Source organism: Nocardiopsis potens DSM 45234, assembly GCF_000341105.1.
In the GTDB taxonomy this organism is placed as follows: Bacteria; Actinomycetota; Actinomycetes; order Streptosporangiales; family Streptosporangiaceae; genus Nocardiopsis_A; species Nocardiopsis_A potens.
In genome coordinates this window covers 85,989-101,773 of the sequence record NZ_ANBB01000027.1, presented here as the reverse complement: position 1 = coordinate 101,773, position 15,785 = coordinate 85,989, and the positions used below count along the sequence as shown (strand labels likewise).

14 protein-coding genes are annotated in these 15,785 nt (G+C 73.3%); 5 read left to right on the top strand and 9 right to left on the bottom strand.

Translation table 11 applies throughout. The features are described from left to right. Positions 1 to 162: 162 nt before the first annotated feature. From D459_RS0110870 to D459_RS0110845, 6 genes are all read right to left on the bottom strand, one after another. Positions 163 to 1,164 carry a proline racemase family protein gene (locus D459_RS0110870; protein WP_017593035.1) on the bottom strand — a complete coding sequence of 334 codons (1,002 nt, stop codon included), beginning with the start codon at positions 1,162 to 1,164 and terminating at the stop codon, positions 163 to 165. Between the two features lies 1 nt (position 1,165). Further along, positions 1,166 to 2,086: a dihydrodipicolinate synthase family protein gene (locus tag D459_RS0110865; protein WP_017593034.1), complete on the bottom strand. Its 921-nt coding sequence runs from the start codon at positions 2,084 to 2,086 to the stop codon at positions 1,166 to 1,168. A gap of 44 nt (positions 2,087 to 2,130) precedes the next feature. Beyond that, on the bottom strand, positions 2,131 to 3,504 hold the full coding sequence (locus tag D459_RS0110860; RefSeq protein WP_017593033.1) for an FAD/NAD(P)-dependent oxidoreductase: 1,374 nt from the start codon (positions 3,502 to 3,504) through the stop codon (positions 2,131 to 2,133). 70 nt (positions 3,505 to 3,574) lie between these two features. Then, positions 3,575 to 3,844 (bottom strand): (2Fe-2S)-binding protein, encoded by a 270-nt coding sequence (locus D459_RS36535; protein WP_017593032.1) that lies wholly within the window; start codon positions 3,842 to 3,844, stop codon positions 3,575 to 3,577. 158 nt (positions 3,845 to 4,002) lie between these two features. Beyond that, positions 4,003 to 5,217: an NAD(P)/FAD-dependent oxidoreductase gene (locus D459_RS0110850; RefSeq protein WP_051065401.1), complete on the bottom strand. Its 1,215-nt coding sequence runs from the start codon at positions 5,215 to 5,217 to the stop codon at positions 4,003 to 4,005. Between the two features lie 1,695 nt (positions 5,218 to 6,912). Beyond that, entirely contained in the window at positions 6,913 to 8,451 is a 1,539-nt protein-coding gene (locus D459_RS0110845) for a serine hydrolase domain-containing protein (protein WP_017593030.1), read from the bottom strand. Between the two features lie 164 nt (positions 8,452 to 8,615). On the opposite strand from D459_RS0110845, the gene D459_RS35825 reads away from it, so the two are divergent. Continuing rightward, on the top strand, positions 8,616 to 8,756 hold the full coding sequence (locus tag D459_RS35825; protein ID WP_017593029.1) for a hypothetical protein: 141 nt from the start codon (positions 8,616 to 8,618) through the stop codon (positions 8,754 to 8,756). A 125-nt stretch (positions 8,757 to 8,881) separates the two neighbouring features. Here the strand turns inward: D459_RS35825 and D459_RS0110835 are convergent, their stop codons facing one another. Next, complete coding sequence (locus tag D459_RS0110835) at positions 8,882 to 9,490, bottom strand: helix-turn-helix domain-containing protein (RefSeq protein ID WP_017593028.1); 609 nt, start codon at positions 9,488 to 9,490, stop codon at positions 8,882 to 8,884. 251 nt (positions 9,491 to 9,741) lie between these two features. On the opposite strand from D459_RS0110835, the gene D459_RS0110830 reads away from it, so the two are divergent. Further along, positions 9,742 to 11,169, top strand: coding sequence for an amidase (locus D459_RS0110830; RefSeq protein ID WP_017593027.1), 1,428 nt, complete (start codon positions 9,742 to 9,744; stop codon positions 11,167 to 11,169). A 598-nt stretch (positions 11,170 to 11,767) separates the two neighbouring features. Further along, on the top strand, positions 11,768 to 12,832 hold the full coding sequence (locus D459_RS35380) for a pentapeptide repeat-containing protein (RefSeq protein ID WP_152522946.1): 1,065 nt from the start codon (positions 11,768 to 11,770) through the stop codon (positions 12,830 to 12,832). A gap of 312 nt (positions 12,833 to 13,144) precedes the next feature. Here D459_RS35380 and D459_RS0110825 read toward each other — a convergent pair whose 3' ends face one another. Further along, positions 13,145 to 13,657 carry a hypothetical protein gene (locus tag D459_RS0110825; protein WP_026120273.1) on the bottom strand — a complete coding sequence of 171 codons (513 nt, stop codon included), beginning with the start codon at positions 13,655 to 13,657 and terminating at the stop codon, positions 13,145 to 13,147. Positions 13,658 to 13,883: 226 nt separating this feature from the next. After that, positions 13,884 to 14,402, bottom strand: coding sequence for an ATP-binding protein (locus D459_RS0110820; protein WP_026120272.1), 519 nt, complete (start codon positions 14,400 to 14,402; stop codon positions 13,884 to 13,886). A 171-nt stretch (positions 14,403 to 14,573) separates the two neighbouring features. Between D459_RS0110820 and D459_RS0110815 the strand changes: the two genes are divergently transcribed. Next, on the top strand, positions 14,574 to 15,416 hold the full coding sequence (locus D459_RS0110815; RefSeq protein ID WP_017593025.1) for a Scr1 family TA system antitoxin-like transcriptional regulator: 843 nt from the start codon (positions 14,574 to 14,576) through the stop codon (positions 15,414 to 15,416). A gap of 11 nt (positions 15,417 to 15,427) precedes the next feature. Further along, complete coding sequence (locus D459_RS34255) at positions 15,428 to 15,757, top strand: DUF397 domain-containing protein (RefSeq protein WP_017593024.1); 330 nt, start codon at positions 15,428 to 15,430, stop codon at positions 15,755 to 15,757. Positions 15,758 to 15,785: the final 28 nt, after the last annotated feature.

Sequence of the window (15,785 nt, the reverse complement as noted above, 5' to 3'; positions counted from 1 at the left end):
CGCGGGGACGCGCGGGTCCGCCCGGTCGGGCCCCGCCCGGCGGCCGCCCGCCCGTCCGGGGCGGCCGCGGGGCGCGGTCGGCGCCCGGGCGCCGGGGACGGGGATCGGCGGCCCGCGGGGCGGGGCCGGGGAGCGGCGGGGCGGCGCGCGGCCGCCCCGCGCCTACAGGGTGAAGCCCCGGGGGAACGGGTCCCGGGGGTCGAGGAGGTACTGCCCCATGCCGGTGATCCAGGCGCTGCCGGTCACCGTGGGCACCACGGCCGGCACTCCGCCGGCCTCGGTCTCCTCCACCAGGCGCCCGATGAACCGGGTGCCCAGCAGCGACTCGTTGGTGAAGTCGCGGCCCAGCGGCAGTTCGCCGCGCGCGTGCAGCTGGGCCATCCGGGCGCTGGTGCCGGTGCCGCAGGGCGACCGGTCGAACCAGCCCGGGTGGATGACCATCGCGTTGCGGGCGTCGGATCCGTCCCGGCCCGGCGCGGTGATCTGCACGTGCTTGCACCCGGAGATGTCCGGGTCGGCGGGGTGGACGGGGCGGTTCCGCTCGTTGACCGCCGCCATGATCGCCAGGCCGGCCCGCATCATCTCGTCCTTGGCGGACTTCTCGAAGGGGATGCCCAGCTTCTCGGCGGAGACCACGGCGTAGAAGTTGCCGCCGTAGGCCATGTCGTAGCCGACCTCGCCGAGGCCGGGGACGTGCACCGAGGCGTCCAGCTCCAGGGAGAACGACGGGACGTTGCGGATGGTGACCGCGGCGGCGCGGCCGTCCTCCACCGCGACCTCGGCGGTGACCAGCCCGGCGGGGGTGTCCAGCCGGACTCGGGTGACGGGCTCGGTGACCTCCACCATCCCGGTCTCCACCAGCACGGTGGCCACCCCGATGGTGCCGTGCCCGCACATCGGCAGGCAGCCGGAGACCTCGATGTAGATGACGCCCCAGTCGGCGTCGGGGTGGAGCGGCGGCTGCAGGATCGCCCCGCTCATCGCCGGGTGCCCGCGCGGCTCGTTGACCAGCAGCTCGCGGATGTGGTCCAGGTGCTCGGCGAAGTAGGTGCGGCGCTCGGCCATGGTCGCCCCGGGCACGGGGGCCACGCCGCCGGTGATCACCCGGGTCGGCATGCCCTCGGTGTGCGAGTCGACCGCGGAGAAGTAGCGTGCGGCGCGCATGTCAGGCCGCCGGGTTCGCGGTGAGGTGGTCGATGGCGCGGCGCATGTCGGCCTCCAAGGCGGCCAGCGCGTCCGGAGCGAGCGGGCCGCGCGGCGGCCGGCACGGCCCGCCGTACCGGCCGACCATGTCCATGCCGTGCTTGATGGCCTGCACGAACTCGGTGCGCGAGTCCCAGCGGAACGCGGCGACCAGCGGCTCGTACAGAGCCCGGGCCTCCTCCAGTTTCCCGGCCAGCGCCAGCTCGTAGAGGCGGGCCGACTCGGCGGGGAAGACGTTGGGGAACCCGGCGAACCAGCCGGTGGCGCCCATCAGCAGCGCCTCCAGGGCGACGTCGTCGGCGCCGGCCACCACGTTCAGGCCGGGGGCGCGCTCGCGCAGCTCCAGCACCCGGCGGACGTCTCCGGAGAACTCCTTGACCGCGACGACGTTGTCGATCGCGGCGATCTCGGCGACCAGTTCCGGTTTCATGTCGACCTTGGTGTCGATCGGGTTGTTGTAGGCCATCACCGGCAGGCCGGCCGCGGCCACCTGCTCGAAGTGGTGCACCACCTCGGCGTCGTTGGCCCGGTACATGGTCGGCGGCAGGCACAGCACGCCGTCGGCGCCGTCCTCGGCGGCCTTCTCCGCCCATTCCCGGGCCTGGTGCGCGCCGACGCCGTGCACGCCGACCACGACGACGCCGTCGCCGCCGACCGCCTCGATCGCGGTGCGCGCCACGGCGCGCCGCTCCTCGGCGGTCAGCGAGGAGTACTCGCCGAGGGAGCCGTTGGGGCCGACGCCGCGGCAGCCGCTCTCCACCAGCCAGCGGCAGTGCTCGGCGTAGCGGTCCAGGTCGACGCGGAGCCCGGCGGGCGCCGCCGGGTCCTCGGCGTAGGGCAGCGCGGTGGCGACGATGACGCCGTCCAGTCTCTCTTCGGTCATCGGGGGCTCCTTGTCGGTAGGGGCGGTGCACGGCCGCGGTGGTGTCATGGGGCGGCGGTCCGGGGGTCCTCGGCCAGTTCGCCGAGGCGGATCGGGGCGGCGATCGGGCGGCGGGCGAAGCCGTCCGCGAGGGCGGGGTCGCCGACCAGTTCGGCGGCGTTGCGGGCGCAGATCCGGCCCTGGCAGGGGCCCAGGCCGACCCGGGTGGCCAGTTTCAGCGACCGGGTGCCGACCGCCTGGCGGGCGCGGGCCGCCTCGACCAGTTCGGCCCGGCCGACCTCCTCGCACCGGCAGACGAGGGTGTCGTCGCGGAGCCAGCCCTGCCAGCCGGGGCGGACCGGGTGGGCGGCGGCGAGCGCGGCGGCGAACCTGCGGCCGCGGCGGACCCGGCGCAGCGCGCGCAGCGGCGGGCGGGCGGCGAACCCGAGCAGCCGGGCGGCGGCCGCCCCGGCGACCTCTCCCTCGGCCGCGGCCAGGTCGGCGCCGCCGATGCCGGTGAGCTCCCCGGCGGCGAACACCCCGGGCACCGAGGTGGCCTGGGCGGCGCCGACCTCGGCGAACCCGCCGGCCATGGCGCAGCCGGCGGCGACGGCGAGCTCGGTGCGCGGGGTGAAGCCGAAGCCGACGCAGACCGCGTCCGCCTCGACGGTCCGCTCGGTGCCGGGGACCGGGTTCCAGTCCGGGTCCAGGCGGACGGTGGTGGCGGCCCGCACGGCGCCGTCGCCGTGCGCCGCCACGACGGCGGTGCGCGGCCGGTAGGGGACGCGGTGCCGGGCCAGCAGGGCGAGGTGGCCGGCGAGTTCGCCGAGCTTGCCGGTGCCGGCGGCGAGCCCGGCGGGGTCGCGCAGCCAGCCGGTGACCGGTTCGCCGGCCTCCAGCACGGCGGCCACCCGGGCGCCGGCGCCGATCAGCGAGCGGGCGACGGGGAGCAGGAACGGGCCGGTCCCGGAGAGCAGTACTCGGCGGCCCACCGCGATCCGCTGCTCCTTGGCGAGCGCCTGGGCGGCGCCGGCGGTGAAGACGCCGGGCAGGTCCCAGCCGGGGAACGGCAGTGCGCGGTCGTGCGCGCCGGTGGCCAGGACCAGGGCGGCCGCGTCCACGGTGCGCCCGCGCCGCCCGGGGGCGTCGGCCGGGCCGGTGCGCAGGTGCAGCCGGCGCCCGCCGCCGGGGGCGGGTTCGACGGCCCAGACGGAGGTGTCGGGCAGGTGCTCGGTGCCGGCGGGAAGCGCGGTGGCCCGGTCCCGGCGCGCGGTCCCGGCGGCGTCGGCGAGGGCGTCGCGGCGCAGGTACTGGCCGCCGGGGGCGGGTTCGGAGTCGATCAGCAGGACGCCGGCCCCGGCCGCGGCGGCGGCGCGGGCGGCGGCCAGCCCGGCGGGCCCGGCGCCGACCACGGCGACGCGGGCGGTCTCGCGGCTCATCCGGTTCCTCCTTCATCGGTGCCCCGGCTTCGGCCGGGGAGGGTTCGGGGCTCCCGCGGGGCGGGGAGGGTCAGGAGGGGAGCTCCGCCCCGTGCTGGGCGCGGACGTCGTCGCCGTCGGCGACCCGGCGCCGGCAGGCCCGCACGTCGGGCACCCCGTTGACCACGACCAGGCAGTCGAAGCAGACGCCGATTCCGCAGAACACGCCGCGCGGCCTGCCCTCGCCCCGGGTGGTGCGCCAGGACCGGCGCCCCATCCCGAGCAGCACTCCGGCCACGGTCTGGCCGGGCTCGGCGGCGACCTCTTCGCCGTCCACCCTGATCTTCAGCACCTCGCCCACGGGGCGCTCCTCACTTCGTCGGTGTGGTCGGCCGCGCCGGGCCGCGCCGTCTGCGTGGAAGGGCGGCCCGGCCGGCCGGGCCGTCTTCTCCGGGACCTCTCCCGATCGCGGCCGGCTGCGGGGGGCGCCCGCCTCTCCCGCCCGCTCCGGGCCCGGCATCAGGACACCGCCTCTGCGGTCAGGGCCGGGCGGTCGGCCCGGAAGGGGGCCGGGTCGAGGACCGGCGGGGCGCCGGTGAACAGGTCGGCGAGAAGCCTTCCGGTGGCCGCGGCCAGTCCGATGCCGGCGCCCTCGTGGCCGGTGGCGTGCCACAGGCCGGGCAACCGCGGGTCGGGGCCGATGACCGGGAGGTGGTCGGGGGCGTAGGGGCGGAACCCGCCGTAGGCGCGCATCACCGGGACCCGGGCGAGCACCGGGAAGAGCGCGGCGGCCTTGGCGGCGACGGCGCGCAGCACGTCGACGCGGACGGTGTCGTCGAAGCCGGCGCGCTGCCGGCTGGAGCCGATGAGCACGGTCCCGGCGCGGGTGGACTCCACCACGGTGGAGGTCTGCAGGTCGGCGCCGTCGCTGGCGACCGCGCCCACGTAGTCGGCGTCGTAGACCTTGCGGCGCACCGTGCCGGGCGGCAGCGGGGCCGTCACCAGCACCATGCCGCGGCGCGGCCGGACGTCGACCGGGGCTCCGGCGGCCGCGGAGAACTCCCCGGACCAGGGGCCGCAGGCGTTCACCACCGCCCCGCACGGGATGGTCCCGGCGCCGGTGCGCAGCCCGGCGACCCCGCCGGCGGCGGTGCGCTCGACGCCAAGGGCCTCGGTGCCGGGCCGGACCCGGCCGCCCCGGGCGCGGACCGCGGCGAGCAGCGCGGCGGCGGCGAGCACCGGTTGGAGCTGGGCGTCGTCGGGGTAGTGCACGGCGGCGGTGACCGCGCGGGTCAGGTGCGGCTCCAGGTCGAAGGCGGCGTCGGGGGCGATCTCCTCGGCGCGGACGCCGGCGGCGCGCTGGCCTGCGGCGAAGTCGGCCAGCGGCGCGGCGGACTCCCCGCCGGTGGCGACGACCAGGCCGCCCTTGGGCTCCCACTCGGCCTCGGATGCCTGCGGGCCGATCTCCTCGGCGAGGCCGGCCAGGAGTTCGGGCCAGAGCCGCCGGGAGGCCTTGGCCAGCTCCAGCTCGGGGCCGGGCTCCTTGTCCGAGACGAGGACGTTGCCCTCGCCGGCCGCGGTGGTGCCGGAGGCGGGCGCGCCCCGGTCGACCACGGTCACCCGTAGACCGGCGGCGCTGAGCGCTTCGGCGCAGGCCGCGCCGATCACTCCCGCTCCCACCACCACGACGTCCGGATGCCCCTGCACGCCGCACCACCCCTCACTTGCGTTCATTTAACTGAACGACTGCGAGGTTAGTCATGAGACGCCGGTCACGTCAATGCCTGATTGCGAGGCAAATGCGCCACTTCAAAGGGCATCTACCGCCCCGAAGCGGCACCACGATGGGTCCGACCGTTCATGTTGACGAACGAATAGTCGACCGAAGGGCCAGGGTGAAGGCGGTCGCCCAAGCGCGGCACGTCGCGGAGTGCAGGTTCAAGCGGGCGGCGACGGCGCAGGTGGGGGCGGGGCGGAGGCGATCGCCCGGGCGCGGCGCCTCACGGGGTCGGGGTTCAAGCGGGCAGCGAGGGCGAGGGGAGGACCGGCCGGTCGGTCAGGCGCGGCGCCTCGCGGAGCGAAGGCCAAGACAGCAGCGACGGCGTAGGCAGGGACAGGGCCCGGCGCCCCACCCGGGCGCGGCATCTCACGAGGTCGGGGTTCAAGCGGGCAGCGAGGGCGGCGGTGGGGACCGGCCGGTCGGTCGGGCGCGGCGCCCCACGGAGTGCAGGTTCAAGCGGGCGGCGACGGAAGCGGTGAGGGCGGGGCGGAGGCGATCGCCCGGGCGCGGCGCCTCACGGGGTGAGGGTTCAAGCGGGCGGCGAGGGCGGCGGTGGGGACCGGCCGGTCGGTCGGGTGCGGCAGAGCAGGGCGGTAGTGGTCGGGGCGGGCCGGGGTGGCGGGGTGGCCGTGCCCGCGCCGCCCGGGCGCCGGGGCCGGCCGCCTCTGAAACCGCTGCACCTCTCTGACCTGGGTGAATACCCACGGTGATGGTGGGGTGGGGCGCCCTGCGCACCGCGAGAGCCCCCCGGTGATTCCCGGGCGCGCACCCTGGGCCGGATCGGCCCCCGAGAGGCCCGGATCGCCTCGGTCGGGCCGGTGGTGAGGGGTTCGAGCCGCCCGCAAGGCCGGGATGCAGGGGGCCGAAACCCAGGAGAGGCAGGAGTGAGGGCGAGATGTCGCTTTTGCCCTCCCGAGAGGCCCCGCTTTGGCCACTCTGGGTGACCGGGGAGGGGGTGGTGGGGGCCTGGGGGCTACTACTCGCTGGTAGATGTAATCGGGGTGCTCTCGCGGTGCGCAGGCCGCCCCCGCCCCTGCCTGTTCCCTGCCGCGAACCCGGCATAGGGGATAAGGCCACTCTGCTCGGCTCGGGCGGGCCCACCCGCACCGCCGGGGCGCCGCGCCCGGGCGGCCGCCTCCGCCCCGCCCCACCGCTGCCGTCGCCGCCCGTTTGAACCTCCGCTCCGTGGGGCGCCGCGCCGACCGACCGGCCGGTCCCCCTCCCGCCCTCGCCGCCCGCTTGAACCTTCGCTCCGCGAGGCGCCGCGCCCGGGTGGGGCGCCTGGCCCGGTTCCTACCTGCGCCGTCGCCGCCGGTTTGAACCCTCGCCCCGTGAGACGCCGCGCCCGGGTGAGGCGCCGGACCTCGGCCCCTCCTTGGCCGTCGCCGCCCGCCTGAACCTCCACTCCGCGAGGCCCCGCGCCGAACCGACCGGCCGGCACGCCTCCCTCCCGCCCTCGCCGCCGGTCTGAACCCCCGCCCCGCGAGGCGCCGCGCCCGGGTGAGGCGCCCAACCCCGCCCCTACCGCTGCCGTCGCCGCCCGCTTGAACTCTCGCTCCCCACCCGGGTGAGGTGGGTCGGCCGCTGTCGCCGTGCGGAGTCGCCTGCACATCCGGCAGCCTTTCAGCAGGGGAGGCGCCCTGCTCGGGTCAGTCCCGCCGCGCCCGGTTCCGGACCAGGGAGGCGATGCGGGCGGCGGCGACGACCGCGCAGGCCAGTGCCGCCGCGCCGAGCAGCAGCATGAACGAGGGGTAGAGGTAGGAGACCTGGATCCAGGCCACGTCGCGGCCCCGGAAGAGGAAGCCGACGACCCGGTGGATCTCGGCGAAGAGCAGCGGGGGCAGGGCCAGCGGCAGCAGCCGCAGCGCCGCTCCGAGCGGCCTGCCCGCCCGGAGGCGCGCCCAGCGGGGTGCGCGCCGCGCGCCGAACCAGGCCGCCGCGGCGGCGCCGGCGGCCAGGGCGGTGAGCAGCACGTCGGTCCAGACGAGCGCGGCCTGCGACGGCGGCGCGGGCGCCTCCTCCTCCTCGATCAGCGTGATCAGCGCGTCGGCGATGGCCTGGGCGTCCCCGTAGGCCATGCCGGTGTTGGCCATCACCGCGACGCCGTGGCCGGACTCGGGCAGCAGCGCCTGGTAGGCGGTCGAGGTGAACAGGTCCCCGCCGTGCGCGATCACCGGTGCCCCCGACGGGGTCTCCCCGACCGACCAGCCCAGCGCGTAGGAGCCGGAGTTCGGCGAGGGGGTGTGCATCCGCTCGATGCTCTCCGCCGAGGCGATCCGGGCGCCGCCGGCCCCCTTCCCCCCGTTGTTCTGCGCGATCAGCCAGGCCGCCATGTCGTCGGCGGTGCTGATCACGCCGCCGGAGCCGTTGCCGAAGGCGCGGGGCTCGGGGGCCGCGACCGGCGCCCCGAAGGCCTTGAGGTGCCCGTGCGCGCTCGGCGGCAGGTCCCGGTCGGTGTCGATGGTGGTGCTGTTCTCCATGCCGAGCGGTTCGAAGACCCCCGCCCGCAGCTGCTCGGCGAACGGCCTGCCCGCGACCGCCTCGACCAGGCGCGCGGCGACCTGCGTGTTGGGGTTGTGGTACTCGTGCCGCTCCCCCGGGTCGGCGGCCAGCCGCCCGGTGCGCATGCTCGCCACCGCTTCGCGCAGGTCCTCGGGCTGCTCCCGGGTGAAGGCGGGGAAGGTCGTGTCGGACATGCCCGAGGTCTGGTCGAGGAGCTGGAGCACGGTGATCCGCTCGGCGCGCGGGTCGGCCATCTCGAACTCGGGCAGGTAGGTGCGGACCGGCTCGTCGAGGTCGACCTCGCCGGCCTCGACCAGTTGCAGCACCGCCGCCGCGGTGAAGGACTTGCTGACCGAGGCCATCGCCATCGGGGTGTCCGCGGTGACGGGGTCGCCGACGGGGGTGGTGCCGTAGCCGGCCGCGTGCACGGTCTCCGCGCCCCGGGTGACGGCCACCGCGACACCGGGCACGCCGGCGGCGTCCCGGTACTCCTGTACGAGGGCGTCGATCGCGGAGGGGAGCGCCTTCGCCTCGTCGGCGGCCGAGGCGGCCGGCGCACCGGGCAGAACGGTCGCGGCGGCGAGGAGCGCGGCGCACGCGGCGGCGGCCGGGCGCCCGGTGCGCGGCGGGCGCGGGGAACGGGGGGAACAGGGGGCAAGGAACGGGAAGGTCTGGGATATCGGCACTCTCGCCACCCTAGGCCCGCCCGGGAGAGCGGCGGAGCCGCCCCCGCGCCGCCCTGCACCCCATGGCCGGGCGGGCCGCCGATTCCGTGTAGCGGGACCGCCCCCTCCGCAAATCTGCAACAATAAGTGACGATTCCATTGCCAAAAGTGAGGAGATTGCCGTCATGGCGCGCTTCCTGGCCCGCACCACCGCCGCGTTCGCCCTGTCCGCGGCCCTGGTGGGCCTGACCGCCGCCCCCGCCGCCGCCGACAAGTGGGACAGGGTGATCACCGTCTGCTATCTGGTGATCATGTGCGACAACTAGGCGCCGCCCGGTAGCGGAAGCGTTCCGCGCCGCCCCCCTCCCCCGGGGCGGTGCGGCGGGCCCGGCCCGTGCGGCCTTCCTCCCCGACCCCTCGGCGGAGCGGCCCCGGGCCCGGGCCGCGCGGTTCAGCCCCGGCGGGTGCGCCCCGCCGCCGAGCAGCCCCGGCCGTGCAGGGCCGGGCCCGCCGGGTATTCGAGCAGCAGGACCGAGGTGACGGTCTCCTCCCCCAGCGCCGCGTAGGAGTGCGGGCGGTCGGCGGAGAAGCACACGTAGTCGCCGGGGTGCAGCTCGTAGGGGGCGTCCACCGGACCCAGCCGGAGCACGCCCCGGGTGACGATGTGGTGCTCGCGCCCGGGGTGGCCGTCGGAGTGCTGCTCCTCGCCCGGGCGGATGCGCTGGTCGTACAGTTCGAAGGTGGCATCGGACAGGTCCAGGCGGCGCAGCATCCGCAGGTCGACGGCGTCCCCGCTGAACTCCTCCACGTCGGCGGAGCGGACCAGGACGGCGTCGGGGTCGCCGTGCTCGGCCAGCAGCGAGGAGACCGGCACCTCCAGAGCGTTCGACAGACTGAACACCGTCTCCAGGGTGGGGTTGCCTGAGCCGGACTCCAGCTGGGAGAGCGTCCCCTTGGCGATGTCCGACCGGCGGGCCAGCTCCGACAGCGACAGCCCCGCCTTCTCCCGCAGCACCCGCAGGTTGGCCGCGAGCACCCGGCCGCTCCGTTCGCGGACCACCGCAGCACCTCTTCCGTCTTCCGCCCCTCGGGGCCCGACCCGACCCGGGCGGCGCACCGCCCGCTTCCGCACCGCCCCGCAGAGCGTTCACTGAAATGTACAACGCCCGTGCCCGTGCGGCCGTAGTGGGCGTTTCCGGCACAGGCCGGCCGGACGCCGGTTCTCCGCCGGTCCGCGGGTAGGAATCCCCCGTCCCTGCGGTGGCCCGGGCCACCGCAGGGCGCACCCTCCCCGGAGAGAACGGAGCCCCCGTGAGCGACACCGGTCCGGACCCGCTGCACTACACCGACGCCGTCGAGCTGGCCCGGCTGCTGCGCGGGCGCGAGGTGTCGGCCCGCGAGGCGGTGCGGGCGCACCTGGACCGGATCCACGCGGTCGATCCGCTGATCAACGCGGTCGTCACCCGGTGCGCGGACCGGGCGATGGAGGAGGCCGCGGCCGCCGACGAGCGGCTGGCGCGCGGCGCCGCCCCGGGCCCGCTGCACGGGCTGCCGGTGGCGGTCAAGGACGTGCACGACACCGCGGGGCTGCGCACCACGCACGGCTCGCCGGTCTTCGCCGAGCACGTGCCCGGCGCCGACGCGCTCATCGTGGAGCGGATGCGCGCGGCCGGCGCGATCGTCGTCGGCAAGACCAACGTCCCGGAGTTCGCCGCGGGCTCGCACACCTTCAACCCGGTGTTCGGCACCACCCGCAACCCCTACGACACGTCCCGGTCGGCGGGCGGCAGCAGCGGCGGGGCGGCGGCCGCGCTCGCCGCCGGGCTGCACCCGATCGCCGACGGTTCCGACATGGGCGGCTCGCTGCGCAACCCGGCGTCGTTCTGCAACGTGGTGGGGCTGCGGCCGACCCCGGGGCGGGTCCCGGCCTGGCCGGCGCCGCTGCTGTGGGATCCCCTGGGCACGCCCGGCCCGATGGGGCGGACCGTCGCCGACGCCGCGCTGCTGCTGTCGGTGATCGCCGGGCCGGACCCGCGGACGCCGACCGCGCTGGGGGACCCCGGGGCGCCGTTCGCCGAGGTACCGGACGCCGGTCTGGCGGGGGTGCGGGCGGCGCTCGCCCCGGACTTCGGCGGCGCCCTGCCGGTCGAGCCCGAGGTGGCGGCGGTGACCGCCGAGGCCGGTCGGGTGATGGAGCGGCTCGGCGCCTCGGTGGAGGAGGTCCGTCCGGACTTCTCCGGCGCCGAGGAGGCCTTCCGCACCCTGCGCGCCTGGCGGTTCCACCTGCTGCTCGGCGACCTGATCGACGCCCACCCCGGCCGGGTCAAGGAGGCGGTGGCGGCCAACGCCGCCCAGGGCTCGGCGCTGACCGGCGGACAGGTGGGCCGGGCCCAGGTCGCGCTCACCGGGCTCTACCACCGGTTCCGCGCGTTCTTCGAGCGGTTCGACGTGCTGCTGCTGCCGGTGAGCCAGGTCGCGCCGTTCGACGCCGACCTGGAATACCCGGCGGAGGTGGCGGGCGTCCCGATGCCGGACTACCTGGGCTGGATGGCCTCCTGCTACTGGGTGAGCGCCACCGGCTGCCCGGCGGTCTCGGTGCCCGGCGGGTTCACCCCGGGCGGGCTGCCGGTCGGGGTACAGCTGGTCGGCCCGCCCCGCGGCGAGCGCGCCCTGCTCGGCCGTGCGGCCGCCTTCGAGGCGGCGACCGGCCACGGCCGGCGCCGCCCGCCGCTGGACTGATCCCGGGAGAGGTCGGATCGAGGCCTTCTCGGGACCGCACCCCGGCTGGTTTCTCCACTGCCGACGGTTTCGAACCGGCCGCGGCTCTGCACTGGCCACACGTCCCTTTCCCCCTACACGCCAAGGGAAAGCTAAAATGAGGATACCTTTTCGGCGACCCCACATAAAGACAGTAGAGTTCAATATCGGAGATCAACAAGGTCGGCGGTGAGATTTGCGTAGATACAATCCATTCAATGACAACCTCGCTTCACATCGAGCAAGGCGCCTACACCAGGAAGGCGCCGCACTTTTCAGCGAAATCCCATCCCCAGCCTCCAGCTTCACGAAATGGGTTCGCTTACCCATTATATTTTTTATTGGATTTCTTTTCATCCTATGGGCACTAGATCACTTGTGGGGACCGGCGCAGGAGCTGATACGTTCAGTTCCCATCCCCTGGTTCACAGCTCTGGCCGGCACTCTGTTGGTGGTCCATGGTGTTCTAATTTGGAGAGAACGATCCCGCCCCGCAGGTTCCCTCTACCCGTTTTCGCGCTGGTGGGTCCTCGGCGGAACCGCCGCAGTGGCGTTCTCGACGTGGGCGAGTACAACTTGGATGCTCTCCGTCGCGGAACCCGGCCAGCAGTTGGACGCGATCAAGGCCGGACTCGCGGTAGGCGGGGCGACCGGTGCAGCACTCACCGTTCTCTTGGCCGCCCGAAAACAACAACATCAAGAATACATCCACCTACATGACCGACGCATCGCAGAACTAAATCAGCAAGACGCCGAAGAGCCCCGAATAAATGAAATATACGTTTCCGCGCTCAACCTACTCGAGTCCGAGCATGCGACTTCACGACAAGGAGCACTGGCTTCCCTGGGAAGCATTGCGGATGAATACCCGCGTTGGCGATCACCCATTGTCCAAGTCCTGTGCTCATTCCTCCGCCGCCCCCTTCCAGACGGCGTAGCCGTACCCGCTCCAGAAAATGAGACTCCTTTCGACCCGGCCTGGCCGGCCGCATGCGACGAGCGTCGAACAGCCATAGAAATTCTGATCCGCCACCTCCCCGACAACCCTTATCTCTACCCAGAAATACAGTACATCCAACGCCAAGGATACATACGCACCCCCAAAGACTGGGGAAAGCACTCTTGGAATCTAGCCGGAGCGGTCATTCCTTCGCTGGATTTGAATGGAATAACACTCGAGGGAGCAGATTTTCGCGGCGCCCGATTCACTGGCCCCATCACGATCAGGGAATGCGAAATTCGATCCGCCAACTTCACGAACACCCACTTGAACGATCGCATTCGATTCGAAGAATCCGACATGTCTGGACTTGAATTTCAAGGGGCGAAGATCCGGGACATGTCAATGTCCTCACGCTCTGTATCGATCTCAAATTTTCGCAACACAGAATTCACCGGAGACATCTGCGTCGCGCACACCGCCCTTGAAATGGAAATCGATTTCACTGGGGCAAAATTTAAGACGACCCCCTCTTTCGCTCCCGTCGCGGTATACGGATCCGGGGTCAAGATTCCAGGCTGGGCAGTCGACTGGGATAGCGATCCCCGCCCCTACAAAAACAGGGAAAGAACACGGCGATGGCCGGCGCCCCGAGAAGAAGATTCTCTTCCACCTCCGGGAACACTCAAGAGATCGCACATTTGATGCTCTTCATCGAGACACTCTCGAGCGCGACAGGCAGATCATCGGTGCGTAAGCTCTGAGGAGAGGAAGGACGCCAGCTGCTCGATATGTGCCGGGAAGAGAGGCGCCGCCAGGCGGCCTGTGTCCGATTTTCCGGCGGAGTTCCGACAGGGGTGTTTCAAAGTCTCGCCTCGACGGCTTTCCCGCCCCAGCACATGGAGGCTCAGCGGTGGCGACTTTGAATCAGCCGCGGAGCTCGAGAACCCGATCGCCTCCGAACGCGGGCCCGGCGGGGGGATGCCTCCACCGGGCCCGCATGCCCTCTCGGTGCTCTCAGCCGAGGAGGCCGAGAAGGTAGGCGGCCAGCAGCATGCCCAGGATGGTGCAGGTGTAGGGCACGGTCTCGCAGCCGATGAAGCGCGGGCCGGTCCAGCGACGCGGACGGCGGGGGCGTCGGCGGTCACGGCCGGCTACTAGGCGCCGAGCGGGTGCAGGGCGCGCGGGAGGCATTCGGGACGACGGGCTGGACCGGCGGGCGGTGCGCACGGGGCCGGCGTGCGGGGCGGCGGCGCGGGCTTCGGGGGCGAGTTCGGTTCTCAGCTGGGAGAGCCACGGCGGGAGGGCGCCGCGCTCGGCCGGGCCGGGCGCCGGGGGCTCCAGGGTGGTGCGCCGCTCGGGGCGGTTCGGCGGGAGGGGCCGGGCGTAGCGGCGGGGACGGCTGAACCGCTGCCCCCTGGGCGCCGCCAGGACCGCGCGCAGGTCCGGGCGGGGTTCGGTGGCGGACGCGGCCTCGGCTGCGGTGTGCGCGGGGGCGCCGGTGGTGGTCTTCCTGGTTGACGGGTCCATCGGTTGGCTTCTTCCTGCCCGGTGGGGCATAGAAGTGGCGGTGAGTTCGCGAGGGGTCGTGAGAGGTCGTGAGAGGTAGAGCCGCGGCCGCCCCCACCCGTCCGTCCGGCGGGGACTTCCCCATCGGTGCCGGTGCCGCCCCCTCGAACGCGGCACCGGTACCTCTTCTCTCCGCCCACCGGGGTGCTCCTCCCGGGGCGGCCGCGGCGTCTGGATCGCCCGGTGTTCAGTGGGCGAAGATGTAGCGCTCCAGGCCGGCGGGGACGCGGCCGGGGTCGACGGGGAAGTCGGCCCAGACGCGGAGGCCCAGGTTGAGGCCGGGGTGCGGGACGACCTGGAAGTAGCCCCACTCGGTGGCACAGGCGGTGACCAGGAGGAGGCCGCGCTGGCCTTCGGCGGTGGCCCAGTCGCGGTCGCTGCGGTCGTCCGGGACGGCAGGGCGGCGGTCGGTCCAGCCGCCGTCGGTGACCTCCAGGCGGAGGGTGTCGGGGCGGTGCAGGCAGAGGCGGCGGACGACCTCGCCGCCTTCTTCGCCGGAGGCGGTGTAGCTGACGGCGTTGGCGAAGAGCTCGGAGCAGCAGAGCTGGAGGGTGCCGACGGTGTCGTCGGGGAACCCGGCGAGGTCACGGCGGATGTGCGCGCGGACCCGGGAGGCCTGCTTCAGCCGGCCGGGGTAGACGCGCGGCTCCCAGCGCACCGAGTGGAACGGCCATGCGCTGCGGGAGGTCTCGGAAGTAGCGGACATGGTGCCCCCAGGGGGTTCGCGCGCCGAGTGATGGCGCGAGTACGACCAGTGCCCATAGACTGCCTGCGTCGAACCTAAATCGCAATACGCAAATCGCAATGCGTGTACTATGCACCTCGAAATCCCAATTGCACTCTGAGTACCGACCCAACGACTGGAAGGATGACCCCCATGCCGAGGTACAGCCCGACAGTCCGCCGACGGCGGCTCAGTCTCGAACTGCGCCGACTCCGCGAAACCGCGGGGCTCACCGCCAGCCAGGCCGCGAAGCAGCTCGAATGGGACACCAGCAAGATCACCCGGATGGAGCGGAACGAGTGGAAACGTCCCAACCCCCGTGACATCAAGGACCTGCTCGACCTGTACAAGGTCGAAGACGGGAGCCGCCGGGAGGCACTGATCGAGCTGGCCCGCCAATCACGCCAGAAGGGCTGGTGGGCGGCGCACGATGACCTGCTGGGCAACGGGACCTACATCGGCCTGGAGGCCGAGGCGTCGGTCATCCGGACCTTTCAGCTCGGGGTCGTACCCGGTCTCCTTCAGACCTCCGCCTATGCGGAAGCTCTCATGCGCGGGTTCGGCACCAAAGAGGATGTCATCGCGCGCAGAGTGGCCATCCGAATGGAGCGCCAGCAGATCTTGAGCGCGGACCATCCTCCCCGCCTCTGGGCGATCATCGATGAAGCCGCCCTCGTTCGCCCTGTCGGTGGCCCCAAGGTGATGCGTGAGCAGCTCGAACACCTGCTGACCGTCGGCCAGGAGCACGAAAACGTTCACCTTCAGGTACTGCCGTTCTCCGCAGGCGCCCACGCAGGTCTTACTGGGCACTTCGTGCTTCTGGAGTTCCCGGAAGACCCGCCTGTCGTCCACGTGGAGACTGCGACGGACGGGCTGTACCTGGAGACCCGGCAAGATCACCAGCGCTATAGCTTGCTCTACGACCATGTACATGCATCCGCGCTTTCGGTCCCCCAGTCCCGAGAACGCCTGAAGCACCTGGCAACGCAGCTCTGAAGGAGAGGCCCATGGAAGCGGTCTTCCGCAAGTCCAGCTACAGCACAGACCGCGGAGAGTGCGTCGAGATCGCCGTTCTCCCGGCGAGCCCGGCATGGCGTACGTCCAGCTACACCAACGCCAACAGCAACAACTGCGTGGAAGTCGCCGCCTTCCCGGCAAGCTCGGCGTTCCGCAAGTCCACCTATAGCCAGGCCGAAGGCCAGGACTGCGTGGAGGTCGCCGACGCCCCCCGGGTGAGCGCCATGCGCGACACCAAGCACAGGGACCTCGGGGCGCTCCTCTTCCCCTCCCCCGAGTGGCGGGCCTTCCTCGACGCCGCCAAGCGCGACGCCTTCTGACGCCTTCACCACCGAACCCCTGCTCGGG

Coding starts and splice junctions, on each gene's coding strand:
- D459_RS0110870 (WP_017593035.1), bottom strand. CDS start 1,164: ATGCGCGCCGCACGCTACTTCTCCGCGGTCGACTCGCACACCGAGGGC.
- D459_RS0110865 (WP_017593034.1), bottom strand. CDS start 2,086: ATGACCGAAGAGAGACTGGACGGCGTCATCGTCGCCACCGCGCTGCCC.
- D459_RS0110860 (WP_017593033.1), bottom strand. CDS start 3,504: ATGAGCCGCGAGACCGCCCGCGTCGCCGTGGTCGGCGCCGGGCCCGCC.
- D459_RS0110850 (WP_051065401.1), bottom strand. CDS start 5,217: ATGAACGCAAGTGAGGGGTGGTGCGGCGTGCAGGGGCATCCGGACGTC.
- D459_RS35825 (WP_017593029.1), top strand. CDS start 8,616: ATGGCGCGCTTCCTGGCCCGCACCACCGCCGCGTTCGCCCTGTCCGCG.
- D459_RS35380 (WP_152522946.1), top strand. CDS start 11,768: ATGCTCTCCGTCGCGGAACCCGGCCAGCAGTTGGACGCGATCAAGGCC.
- D459_RS0110825 (WP_026120273.1), bottom strand. CDS start 13,657: ATGGACCCGTCAACCAGGAAGACCACCACCGGCGCCCCCGCGCACACC.
- D459_RS0110820 (WP_026120272.1), bottom strand. CDS start 14,402: ATGTCCGCTACTTCCGAGACCTCCCGCAGCGCATGGCCGTTCCACTCG.
- D459_RS0110815 (WP_017593025.1), top strand. CDS start 14,574: ATGCCGAGGTACAGCCCGACAGTCCGCCGACGGCGGCTCAGTCTCGAA.
- D459_RS34255 (WP_017593024.1), top strand. CDS start 15,428: ATGGAAGCGGTCTTCCGCAAGTCCAGCTACAGCACAGACCGCGGAGAG.